At 39.0% G+C, this 13,256-nt stretch carries 9 protein-coding genes; all 9 read right to left on the bottom strand.

Going from position 1 to position 13,256, the window contains the following annotated elements; genetic code table 11:
* Positions 1–24 precede the first annotated feature (24 nt).
* On the bottom strand, positions 25–816 hold the full coding sequence (locus MKX97_RS01985; protein ID WP_342536807.1) for a DeoR/GlpR family DNA-binding transcription regulator: 792 nt from the start codon (positions 814–816) through the stop codon (positions 25–27).
* Positions 817–850: 34 nt separating this feature from the next.
* Entirely contained in the window at positions 851–1,894 is a 1,044-nt protein-coding gene (gene mtnA, locus MKX97_RS01980; RefSeq protein ID WP_342536806.1) for an S-methyl-5-thioribose-1-phosphate isomerase, read from the bottom strand.
* A 9-nt stretch (positions 1,895–1,903) separates the two neighbouring features.
* Positions 1,904–3,112 carry an S-methyl-5-thioribose kinase gene (mtnK, locus tag MKX97_RS01975; protein ID WP_078817491.1) on the bottom strand — a complete coding sequence of 403 codons (1,209 nt, stop codon included), beginning with the start codon at positions 3,110–3,112 and terminating at the stop codon, positions 1,904–1,906.
* 16 nt (positions 3,113–3,128) lie between these two features.
* Positions 3,129–4,133 carry an ABC transporter permease gene (locus tag MKX97_RS01970; RefSeq protein ID WP_245799475.1) on the bottom strand — a complete coding sequence of 335 codons (1,005 nt, stop codon included), beginning with the start codon at positions 4,131–4,133 and terminating at the stop codon, positions 3,129–3,131.
* Positions 4,134–4,137: 4 nt separating this feature from the next.
* Entirely contained in the window at positions 4,138–5,625 is a 1,488-nt protein-coding gene (locus MKX97_RS01965) for a sugar ABC transporter ATP-binding protein (protein ID WP_342536805.1), read from the bottom strand.
* A 63-nt stretch (positions 5,626–5,688) separates the two neighbouring features.
* On the bottom strand, positions 5,689–6,753 hold the full coding sequence (locus MKX97_RS01960) for a sugar ABC transporter substrate-binding protein (protein WP_078817493.1): 1,065 nt from the start codon (positions 6,751–6,753) through the stop codon (positions 5,689–5,691).
* 1,126 nt (positions 6,754–7,879) lie between these two features.
* Positions 7,880–9,271, bottom strand: a complete 1,392-nt coding sequence (locus tag MKX97_RS01955) for an amidase (protein ID WP_342536804.1) — start codon at positions 9,269–9,271, stop codon at positions 7,880–7,882.
* Positions 9,272–10,594 (bottom strand): MFS transporter, encoded by a 1,323-nt coding sequence (locus tag MKX97_RS01950; RefSeq protein ID WP_221837935.1) that lies wholly within the window; start codon positions 10,592–10,594, stop codon positions 9,272–9,274.
* 391 nt (positions 10,595–10,985) lie between these two features.
* Complete coding sequence (locus MKX97_RS01945; protein ID WP_342536803.1) at positions 10,986–12,674, bottom strand: sigma 54-interacting transcriptional regulator; 1,689 nt, start codon at positions 12,672–12,674, stop codon at positions 10,986–10,988.
* Positions 12,675–13,256 lie beyond the last annotated feature (582 nt).

Raw genomic sequence — 13,256 nt, 5'->3', positions numbered from 1 at the left:
ATTTCCTCCTTTACTGTTTGTGCATTACTTAGCAACAATTACATGAACACCTGACTCTTTATACTTTTTCAAGCACTCTGATTGTTCATGTGTATGCTCTTGTGAACAGTCTGTAATTAAATAATCAATTTGTTCAGCATCACAAATCTTAAAGAAAGCAATTGTGTTTATTTTTGATTGATCTGCCAACAGAAAAATATCAGTCGATCGTTTAATAATTGCTTGTTTCGCTTCTCCTTCATCCATCAGAAAGTCCGTTACACCATCTGAATAGTTAAAAGACTTACATGAAATAAATGCTTTATCTATGTTGATCGATTCCAGATATTTAGACATTCCTGAACCAATAACGGAAAGTGAAGTACGGCGGACAAAACCACCTAATAATATGACAGGTATTTCAGGATCCTCCGCTAACTCAATAGCTATATTTAAATTGTTCGTAACAACCGTTACTTTACGTTCGAACTTAATAAACCGACTCAGTTCTAATGCTGTAGTACTGGCGTCAAATGCAATCACGTCACCGTCATTAATATATTTCATAGCCTCTTTTGAAATCAGTTTTTTAGCCAGTGAATTTGTACTTTTCCGAATTTCAATAGGGCTTTCCCATTCACGATCACTTAATACCTTTAAACGTACACCACCGTACACACGGGTAACTCGGTTCTCTTTCTCAAGCTTGTCAATATCACGTCGGATCGTCATCTCAGATACTTTAAATGTCTCGCTCAAATACTGAATTTCAGCGTAATCCTTGGTTTTTAGTATGTCAATTATTTTTTCTCTACGTTCCTCAGGTAATATAACCATAATTACTCACTTTCCATCTATTGATACTTGTATTTTATTCAAATAGTTTCTTTAAATTCTCTTCAAAGGGAGCACGGACTATGCCTTTTTCCGTAACTATAGCTGTTATATTTTCATGAGGTGTAACATCAAATGCCGGGTTAAACACCTTAACATCTTTAGGTGCCGTAAACTCACCAAACCCTTTAATTACCTCATTTGAATCTCGTTCCTCAATCGGGATTTCAGCACCTGTTTTTGTTTGCATATCAATTGTAGGTGTTGGTACCGCTATATACATTGGAATATTAAAGTTTTTTGCCAGTATTGATAAATTAAATGTACCGATCTTATTTGCCACATCTCCGTTCGCAGCGACACGATCCGCACCTACTATTATAGCATCTATTTCGCCTTTACTCATTATCACCGCGGCCATACTATCGGTAATTACGGTAACATCAATACCTGCTTGGTGCAATTCAAATGCCGTTAAATTTGAGCCTTGCAAACGTGGTCTAGTCTCGTCCGAATACACTTTGAAATCCCAATTCTTTTCTTGTGCTAAATACATCGCGGCTGTAGCAGTACCATATTTCGTGGTAGCTAATGCACCCGCATTACAATGGGTCAGCAAGCCACACCCATCTGATAATAAACTTAACATATTTTCACCAATTTTATAGTTGATTTCTTCATCTTCTTTATGAATTAACTTTGCTTCTTCAAGTAATTGCTCTTTCAATTTATCAACGGTTAATTGATCGTTTTTTTGAGAAAAGTCTATCATTCGATCAATTGCCCACGACAAATTTACCGCTGTTGGACGAGAAGTAGCAAGATACTCCCCTATTTTCTTGTATCCTTTTTGAAACTCTGACATTTCCGATGTTTCAATTGACTTCGCCCCTAAATACATTCCATAAGCAGCTGTAACTCCGATAGCAGGTGCTCCTCGAACAATCATATCTTGTATTGCATCCCATACACCTTGAATTGTATCAAAACTTCGATATGCAACCACATTTGGTAGAACTGTTTGATCCAATAAAAATAATTTATCTTCTTTCCATTCAATAGTAGTAACTTGTTTTGACATATTGTCACCTCATATTTCTTCCATTTTTTCTTGTAATAGCCCTATATATTGATCGCCCGTTTGTAAAGACGCTCTTTTCATAATGCAATCCTTTGCAAAGAGTACACAAATCTTTTCCGCCTTTTCTCTCGCTTCGGGTTCCTCTATACCCACAATATCCTTCACTTTTGCCAACCCAACAATACGACGAATAATTTCCAACCCACAAATGCCGGCCGTATCCTCCATTACTGTATGGAGATAATGGTTTTTAAACCCATCTTCTTTGGCCAATCTATCTATTGCACCGTCATTCCATTTTACAATAAATTTCTTCTGGAACTGATCAATGAAACTAGCTATTGTTCGCTTGCTCCATTCAACATACGCTTCTTCCCCCGCAACTACTGCTCTGACGTGAGCAAATACTAAGTTGGCTATCAGATTGCCGACGTCATACCCAATTGGTCCATAAAATGCAAATTCAGGATCTATTACCTTTGTTTGATCTGGTGTTACAAAAATTGAGCCTGTATGCAGGTCGCCGTGTATCAAAGCTTGAGCGTTATTCATAAATGCAAATTTCAATTTTGCTGCCTCTGTACGCAATAATTGATCCTCATAGATTTGTTGGCTTAACCAGGCTTGTATCGGGCCGAATAATTCATTGCGTTTATTATGGTCCGTAAAAGGCTCTGTATAAACCAGTTCCTCTGAGATTTCACATAGCTCAGGATTTATAAAGGTCTTTACTTGCTCTTTCTTTTCTTTATGCTCCATAAATACATCTGTAGTAGGCAATAACGTATCTACAATAAATGTAGACATATGATCTGCCAGATGTGGATAGATTTGATAATGAATTAATCCATCGCGTAAAATACGGAACTCAGATAAATCCTCCATCGCAAAACAATTCATAACTGCATCATACCCATATAGGTCAGGTCCAAATTCCGGTGCATATTTCCGATACATACTTAATACTTCAAATTCAATCTTAATTCTATTTGTCGATAAATGAATATCTTCAGAAATCCTTGCTACAGTACCAGCCTGTTTGATGATGATTGATTTATTGGTTTCGGTCTCCTTTATACGATACACATAGTTTAGATTCCCATCACCAATCTCCTTCACTTCCAAAAGAGCTTTTTTATCAAAAAAAGTAATTTTTTCTTTCACATATTCGGCAACGTCCGACTCTTGCATTAAAAAGTATTCATCAAATTTCGACATCTTGCTCTCTCCCGTCTTAAAACTTTTTCTGATTATAATAGGTAGATGCCAGTGCAAGGGCTAGTACTAATCCTTTTACTATGTTTAGCGAGTAATACGGCACAGACATCATGACTAATCCATTTTCTAAAACCCCTACAAGGACTGCTCCGAAAAATGTACCGATTGCATTTGGCTTACCTTTTCCAGCAAATGAGGACCCGATAAACGCGGCGGCAACTGCAGGCATCAAGTAACCTGATCCCGCATTTATTTGTGCTGATCCTATATACGAAGCAAGTATAATCCCGCCAAGTGCCGCAAAAGTAGTAGAGATAATATAGGCTAAAGTACGGTAACGTTTAACCGGGATCCCCGATAAACGCGCTGCCTCAGGATTACCACCTATCATGTACATATAACGACCATGCTTTGTATGATTCAAAAATATATGTACAAGTGCAACAACCAAAACCATAATGATAATGATCCAAGGCGTTTGACCTAAGTACGTAAACATCTTTGGCAATGTTCCTACTGTTGGCGATCCATCTAATCGTGGCATTCCTTGACTAATGGATCCCCCTCCCGTATAAGTCATAGCCACTCCTTCAAAAATAAACATTGTAGATAAAGTAGCAAAAAGGTCAGGAATTTTCACTTTAACAATTAAAAATGCATTTACTGCTGCTACGGATAAAGTAATTAAGATCGCTAACGGTAAAGCGATACCTAAAGGCATATTGAACCAAATAAAGAATGAGATAATTAAAGAACTTGATAACGTTGCTGAAGAACCAATCGATAAATCAAATCCATTAACAGACAGTGAAACTGTTAGTCCAATTGCAATAATAGTTACAATGGAAATACTTCGAAATATATTCACGACATTTGAGCTTGTCAAAAATAGGTCCGGCAACATAAAAGTAAAGAATATAATAATCGCGACGATCGCAACTATGGTTCCCCACTTATTTAATGCTTCTAATAAATTTAAGGAAGACTTATTTTGTTTTTGTTTGACCATTGTATTTTTCATAAGTTTATTCTCCCCCAGTTGAATAATACATAATTTCTTCCTCATTTGTTTCGCTTGTTACTACCTCTTTAACAATTCGGTTGTCATACATAATATAGACCCTGTCCGTTATCGCCAATATCTCTACTATTTCACTGGAGGCATACAAAATCGCTTTTCCTCTTTCAGCTAAGCCTTCTATTAATTGAAATATCTCTGATTTCGCGCCAACATCAACGCCCTTTGTAGGTTCATCGAACATATAGACGTGCGCATTTGATTGTAGCCATTTACCTACAGCTACCTTTTGTTGATTTCCACCAGATAATAAAGCCACTTTTTGATTCTCAGAAGGCGTTTTAATCCCCAAGTCTTTTATCATCTTCACTGCAGCAACCTTCTCTTTCTTTGTATTCAGGAATCCTAATGACGTGAAATTATGCAGACTAGGTGCAGATAAATTACTAAAAACCGGTTCTTCTACCAAGACCCCCTCTTTTCGTCTCTCCTCCGGCACTAAAGCAAATCCCTCTTTAACGGCATGATAGGGTGAGCTTGGCTTAACTAATTTACCGTTTACCATTATTTCTCCACTATCAATTGTATTATCGCCAAATATCGTTTTGCATAACTCCGTTTTTCCTGCACCAACCAATCCTGCAATTCCAACAATTTCGCCTGACTTAACGGAAAAACTTGCGTTGTCAAGAGTACCTTCTTTATCCGTCAAGTTACGGATTGATAATACTTCTTCTCCTATCACCGACTTTTTCTTTACATAATCATCTACCATATTGCCGCCTAGCATATCGTCAACTACTTCTTTGATAGACGTGCTTTTAATAGGTCGACAAGATACAAATTCTCCATCTTTCATAACTGTTATATCTTCACAAATCTCAAACAATTCAGGTAAGCGATGTGAAATAAAAATAATTCCTACCCCATGCATACTACATAAATTACGAATAACTCTGAACAGTTCTTTCGTTTCAGCCGTACTTAATGGAGCAGTCGGTTCATCTAAAATTAAAAACTTAGGTTTTTGTACAAGTGATCGCGCAATCAATACCATCTGCTTTTCTGCCAGTGTTAATCTAGAAACAAGCCGTCTTGTCGGTAGATTGATATGCAGTTCTTCCAATACCTCTTTTGCTCTTTTATGTGTTTGTTTCCAATTAACAAAGTGTTTGCCACCCATATCATTTGCTAGTGAATCAAGCATGATATTTTCGCCCACAGTCAAATACGGTATAAGCGCTGTATCAACTTCTTGGAAAACGATATCAATACCCAGCATCTTAGCCTGCTTCGGATTTCGGATTTCAACCGCTTTCCCGTCTAGTAAAATTTCACCCTCGTAATGGTCATAGGCACCCGATAACACTTTCATTAAAGTCGATTTCCCCGCACCATTCGCACCAATTAATGCGTGAATCGATCCAGATTTCATCGCAAAGTCCACGCCTTTTAATGCCTTTACACCTGGAAACTCAATGAAAATTTTTTCCATTTCCAACTTCATTTAATCACCGACTTTCTAATTTAAATAAAGAGCGCATGAGCGCCCTTTCATTTACCTATCACGTAACTTTTTCATCCACTCTTCATTGAAATCATCCGATGTACCCCAACCCTCAATAACATCGCCAAGGTTTGTCATATTAGTAGAGTCTGTTAAATCTTCCTGTTTAATTAATCTAGGTTCTAATTTGTAATCCGAAGGTGTTTCCTCGCCAGCAATCTTTTTGGATAGCAATCTCATGTTCATAATTCCGATTAGTTGTGGGTCCACTGCAGCAGTAGATAACCATGTGCTTCCGTCTTCTAGCATTAAATTAATATCTTGATTGGAAATATCAATTGAAATCAAATCTATATCAGAACGCTTATTATCCTTTAATGCGTTAAACCCGCCTTTTGCCAACTCATCCCATGATCCCCAAATAGCATCTACGGATCCCTCTTTGTACTTTCCAAGGATGGAACTTACGCTTGCCGAAACATCTCCTTGAACATTTTGCATATTTGCAGGTCCGATTGTTTCTAACGTTTCTAGTTTGCCGTCTTTTTCATATTGCTGATAGACTTCTTCACGGGAATCCAGTGGAGGAATTCCACCCAACCATAGTTTGATTACTCTTACAGGCTTACCATCTTCGGAAAGCTTTGCAATTTCATCTAGACTCAAACGAGCAAGTTCATGATCGTCCTGAACAGTTGATGTAATCCCATCGTTATCTGCCACAGTATCAAATGTAACTACCTTAATATCTGCATCTAATGCCATTTGAATTAAGTCCTTTGAATATGCCTCTTTCCCATGCGAAATTATCAAACCATCATACTTTTTTTGAATAGCTTGTTTCACTAAATCTTGGAATTTTGCATCATCACCGTCAGAGATAAAAGTATCTACTTTAAATCCAAAACTCTCACCTTCTGAGCGTGCGCCATCTAAAAATTGTTTTGTATGATCATCAGATGGAAGATTTCGTATAACAGCTATCTTCACATCATTTTGAATTTCCTCAGGCACACCCTCAATCTTTTCCTTTGGTTCACTTGTAGGCTCTGAATTACCACACCCAACCAGCGCCAACATTAAAGCTATAACAGTAAATAAAAAAAATTTCTTCATCCTCTTTCCTCCCCCTATGAAATCGCTTTCAAATTATTATTAACACTATATAACACCTTTTAACACTCGTCAACATATTTTTAAACCTTTCAAGTAATTGAGTTTATAGTTTACTATTTTAGCCGTCACAGTGCTAAAACAATAATATTTTGTTCATATTATATTCTTAAATTTTGCTATTTATGATTTCTTTCAAGTCATCTTAACTAACTTCACATTAAAACAGTTTAACGAATGATTTTATGTGTTATTTTATGTTATTTTATTAACATCTAATGACATTTTAAATCTGATGACCTTACTAACCTATCAGAACAAGATCTTTAAAGAAGAAAAACTCGGATGAAGAACTGAGTGAACCGGCTCTGCCTGTCTACCGTAATCATCAAGAAGTAGGAAAGTGTTTGCATCAATCATCAATACATCCTGAAAATGATGGTGAACAAGAAAAAAATCTGTTCGTTGTATACCAGAAATAAACAAACGATCGTTTTTTTGTTCGAGTAGGATACCGTGCGATACTTGAAGTATTCTAAAACTTCATCAATGATAACGGTTGGTTGAAACACCTTTACAAGACAAGTTTTAATCGACCTTCTTTTGTAGTGGGTGAGTGGTATGGAGTTTAAAGGGGAGATGTGGATTGGACGGATCCAAGCTGCTTGATAGATGATATTGTATAAAAAAACAGCTTATTAGGAGATCAAGATGAAAATTAGGCATGCTCTTTCAATTTAAGAATGGGTTTATGAGAATTTCTATATTATTTAAGATATTAGCCCCCTAAACACACTTTAATCCATTAAGGAACTAGTACCTTAATGGATCCTCACCCTGCTATTGATAGCACTTCTCTTGATCCCTCAGATTTCAAGAAACACGTGGATGTGAGAAATACATCCGACAAAGTGAACAATATTAAAAGTTACCATGTCCCTAAACAAAGTTTTTTTGCAAAATAGTAAATAGAAAGGATCCAAATTTGACCGTCGAGTTTTTAAGTTTAATGTAATGCCAGTGATTTCTCATTAGTCTTTAAAAATCCTCCCATTCGCTCGGCTTTCCTCATAAAATAAAAAAGAAGGAACCCTAAAGGCTCCTCCTCTCAACTATCATAATCTTTAGATCAATTGTTATATTTGTTAACGCGCTCTGTAAAGCCGATTGCCTGCTCTAGAGCATATCCCAACTGATACAGCAACCCCTCACTCCAATGCTTTCCAATCAATTGAACGCCAATTGGAAGACCGCTTTCAGATAGACCACATGGCAATGACAAAGACGGATTTCCGGTGTAATTGGTAGGTGAAGTCAACCGAAGAAGTGCACTGCGAACAGATTCAGTTTCTGTCCCAATCCGAACTTCTCTTTGTCCAATATCTGTAGGCAGGATAGGAAGTGTAGGAGTTAGCAGCGCATCCACTTCATTAAATACCAAATTATATTCCTTAATTAAAGAACTACGCTTTATTTGGGATTGAACATACTCATAACCTCTGACAGATTGACTTGCAATCAGACGATCATAGACCTCTCGATCCAACTCATCTTTATGGTTTTGCATCGTTTCTTGGTGCACTGCAGTTGCTTCTGCTTGGATCGTCACTATTTGGGCAGTGGCGATATCCCGCATAACCGGCATGTTGACACGCTTGACTTGTATACCTATTTGTTCATATAACTTTATGCAACTTTCCACTGCATCGCTTACTTCTTCTTCAATCCGCTCAAAATACCAGTCAGGAATTCCAATCTTCAATCCGCTAACGTCTTTGCTAATCCGTTCGGAATAATCTTGTACGTCTCTTTGAACAGAATGAGGATCCTTAAAATCATATCCAGCCATCACATTCAATAATAGCGCATTATCTCGTATGGTATTAGTCATCGGACCTATATGGTCAAGTGTATAGGCTAGTGGAAAGGCCCCGACTTTACTGACCAACCCAAATGTCGGTTTCATACCGACCACGCCACATGCAGAAGCCGGAATTCGAACTGATCCACCTGTATCAGTTCCGATAGCTCCTGCAACCATGCCCGCCCCGACTGCTGCTCCCGAACCACTACTCGACCCACCCGTAATTTTCTGAGGGTTGTAAGGGTTATGGCATGTACCAAAGAAGGAGCGATCTCCGGTTGGTCCATAAGCAAATTCATGTGTATTTGTTTTCCCTATGATTACTGCTCCAGCCTCTTCTAACCTATTCACAACTTCAGCATTCATTTCAGGATAATGATTTTCGTATACTTTCGATCCCATCGTCGTCCGGATTCCATGAGTGTTAATCATGTCTTTTATCGCTATGGGGATACCGTGCAATTGACCTTTAAAGTTTTTCTTCTCCGCTTCTTCATCCAACTTTACCGCAGCTTGCCGGGCCTCTTTTGCTGCGACAGTGATGAATGCATTGCATGCAGGATCTCTCTCCGCAATTTTATCCAAACTAGCTTCAACAAGTTCAACAGATGAAACTTCCCCTGCTTTGATTTGCTGAAAAAAGGACGTTAGTGTCATTTATGCCATCCCCCCTTTTAGCTTTACTTTTTGTTGTCGTTGACCAGGTTTTACAAAAATCATGCAGAACATCCCGATTGCCGCTGCAACTGCAGCTGCCGTGAACATTGCAGAATAGCCATGGCTGACAACAAGGAAACCAGTAAGTATCGGCGCAATAATTGTTGCCGTGTTTGTTATGAAGTGTGTTATCCCGCCAAATGTACCAGCACGGCTTGGCTCTGTGTCAATGATGACAGACCAGTAGACCGAGTTAGGTAGTGAGTTAAATGCATTACCGATACTCATCAAGACCATCACGCCGGTAATTGAATTTGCCGTTGGAATCAGCATAAAACAAATAGCAGTAAGCAGGAGCGATACGACTGCCAGTCCAGAACGTGCAATTCTGAGACTGCCCGTCTTCATCCGCAGGTAATCGGAAATTTTTCCTCCGAGCAGCACGGTAAAACACGCTCCAATCCAAGGAATCATGCCCAAATACCATAGCGACGATAATTGGAAACCGAACTCGTCCTGCAAATATTTCGGCGTCCAGGTTAAGAGAAGGAAGTTAATGTATTGGAACGCGAAATAACCGAATGCATTAAAGACAAGAGTGGGATTTTTGAAGAAATGATACCACCGGATTGAGTCATCTTGCGGGTTGACAACTTTTTCGTTCGGCAACAAGTCTTCAACAGAACGGATTTTCTCAAGTTCTTCTTTTGAGACTTTCGGGTTTTGTTCCGGCAAGTCCGTAAACATTCGTGACCAAAAGAAAACCCAGATAATCCCGAGTGCACCCAGCAAGATGAACATTACTTTCCAACTTGTAAAGTACAACAGTCCCACCGCGACCGGTGCTGTCAACATTGCACCAAGCGGTGTACCGAGAAGTCCTAAAGAAACTGCAAACCCGCGTTCTTTTGGAGTAGCCCAGTTGGCATTCGTCTTATTGATCGTTGAGAACGTGGGACCTTCTGCAAAACCGAACAATATCCGGACTACAGCAAATCCAGTAAGCGCAGATCCTCCAAACAGAATCAGACCAATATCACCGGCGAATGCGGTTGTAACGACAAAGACGGACCAACCTATCCCGACCAAAATCCATACAAATTTAGGTCCCTTGCGATCCGCTAGGATTCCTCCGAAAAGTGAACCAAATAAGTAACCAAATCCGAAGTAGCCAAGTACTGCCCCCCAGGAAATCGGGTCGAATCCATATTCTTTAATGATGTCTGCCTGAGCATACGAAATAGCTCCACGGTCAATGTAATTAATGATTACCATAATGACCATCATTAACATGATCTGATAGCGATAATTCTTTTTCAGCATTTTAATCCCCCATTCCTCATTCTTTAGTAAACGCTTGCATGACTTGATTGATAAGTAATAGTTTTTTTACTACTTTCTTAGTTATAACACCCTAATATTTATCGAACAATTCAATTTTAGTGATTATTCTATGCATTCCGCCATATATACAAGGCGTTTGAATGGTGTTCTCCCATCTTAAATGAGTAAGTAAAAAGAGGTAACAAGAAGGGCAACTTTGGGTATACAAGAAGTGGGATCATCGGAACACATCCTTTAGATGTACGTTTTTAATAAAAAACAACCGTTAGGGATCTTTTTCCCACAACGGTTGATTATCGCCTTTACGGCACTTATATACATATACATTCGGAACCTATGCATTGTTGCATAACCACTTTGCATTTCTGCATTACTCTTCTTTAAAGTAACGTTTCAGCTTCCGGCTCACTGTGGATTGGTCAATCTGCAAAGCTCTTGCAATTTGAGTAGTAGAAGCATATTTCTTTCCTGCCAGTTCCAAGAGTTGTTGCTCCACCAATTCTACTGCACTTTTTAATGGCATGATTTCATAAACTTGGACCGCCTGTTCGTTTCTATTGATCAGATCGAGCGAGCTTGGCAATGCTTCCGGTCCTATCTCTTGACCCTCGGATGTAACATAAAGCCTCTCGGTAATATTCCGCAGCTCTTGGACATTTCCAGGCCAATCATATTTTTCGAGTGTTTTAAGCACATTAGGGTTAATCTTTCTATCGTCCTTATAGAGCTCGTTTAATTCCTTCAAGAAGTGGATGATAAGTGGAATGATGTCCTCGCGGCGCTCCCGAAGTGACGGCACCTCAATCGGCACGACATTCAAATAGTAATAAAAGTCTTCCCTGAATTTGCCTTCCTCAAGCTTAACCTTCAAGTCCTCACTCGCCGTAGCAATGATTCTAACATCCACCTTTTTTTCTTCCAAAATTCCTCGTTGCAGTGCACGCACTAGTTTAGCCTGAATAGACATAGGCATTTTGTCGACTTGTTCCAAGAATAAAGTCCCTGAGTTTGCCATTTCTATCAACCCAAGACGGTCCTCTGCCCCAAGCAGTTCCTTTTCCAACATTTCAGCAGAGACTGTTTCACAGCTGGTGACCAGCAATGGACCACTGCTGCGGTTACTCCATTTGTGAATCAGCGTAGCAATTCCTTCTTTGCCGACTCCCGATTCGCCAAGCAGGAGAATTGGTGAGTCCGCTTTCGCAACCCGCTGCGCAAATTGAACTACCTGTCTCATTCCAGCACTCCTGGCGATGAATCGTCGTTCCAATGCTTCATTCTCACGGAGTTGCTCGATCTCTTGTCGGTACCCTTCCATCATCTGTTTCAGCAAATCAATTTCGCCTTTCAGTTCCTTTAACTCCGTTACATCTCTCGAAGCGTTCACCACACGAAGTATGTTCCCATTAGAATCCTTTATTGGCGTACCAACTACGAGGAGTCGTCGACCCATCTTAGTTGTTTGAACAAGCGAAACCTTTTCCTCGCGCTCCAAAACTTCACGAGTAACAGACGGTGTAAACACTCCTTCTGCCTCAAGCTGATATACCGTCTTCCCGACAAGTTCGCTTTCCTTATAACCCCATAGCCGCTCACTAGCTGCGCTCACCCGTAAAGTCTGACCTTGTCCATCCGATACATAAATTACGTCATACGAGTGGTCAAAGATTGCCTTGAAATCGAGCAGCAAATTTCGATACGTATCTATTCCAAGTAAAAGTTGATCCAATTCTTCTTCCGTTTGCAGAAGCAGATAATCCCCGTTTTCATACTTCTCTATTTTTCCAATCAACGTCTCTCCATCTATGTTGCACCTAATCATTTTAAATGTCTCGGATGCGGTAACAGTTTCTATGTAATCCATTATATATGACCCTTCAGATATAGCTGCACTCTTAAACTTTTCCCTAGCATAAAGATTTAGCGACTTGACACAGCCCTTGTCGTCCAAAACCACAAGGCCAATTGGAGCAGTTTCAAAAAGCAATCCCATTCCTTCTGCAATTAACCTATCATCATATTTGATCATCCCGACTTTTAACGAATCTTTGTATTCCATCTGCCTCATTCTCCCTTCATTTCTACTGAGCATTTGACACTCACTTTTATTTCTACCTCCTGTTTAAGTAAGCCCTGATGCGTATGCAAAAATATATGTTAAAGTCCAATAAAACAGCCGGGTTGTAATCAGAATTTATGTAAGTAAAAAACCGGGGAGAAAAGCGATATACTAGAAGAACCGCCCATAATTCTATTGAATAAACCACAATCTCTCCTGTACTAACATTTCTTCCATCATATCATAGCTTTAAACAGTTATTTATACATGAAATTACTAGCAGGCTTGTACGGATAGATACTTGTTGAAATGCATATAGTTCAGATTTAATTTCAATTTATATAAAGTTCTCCCCTCTATCACTCTCACAAATTCCAATTGATGGTACCGATAACATGCAAAAGAAGGTCACATGCACCGCTAAAATTTAGTGCCAGTTTGCGAACAAAAATGACAGTTTTAATAATCGTATTTGTTTTTTGCATAAGTGGCACAGATTAGTTGATAGTTATTCTTCATAATGTCATTAGTTGGACTCTAGATTATACATGTTCCATACGTATCAGCATGCTAATGTAGTGA

The organism is Sporosarcina sp. FSL K6-3508 (assembly GCF_038615825.1).
Lineage (GTDB): Bacteria > Bacillota > Bacilli > Bacillales_A > Planococcaceae > Sporosarcina > Sporosarcina newyorkensis.
Note: the sequence above shows the minus strand (reverse complement) of the source record. Positions and strands in the feature narration are given on the sequence as shown.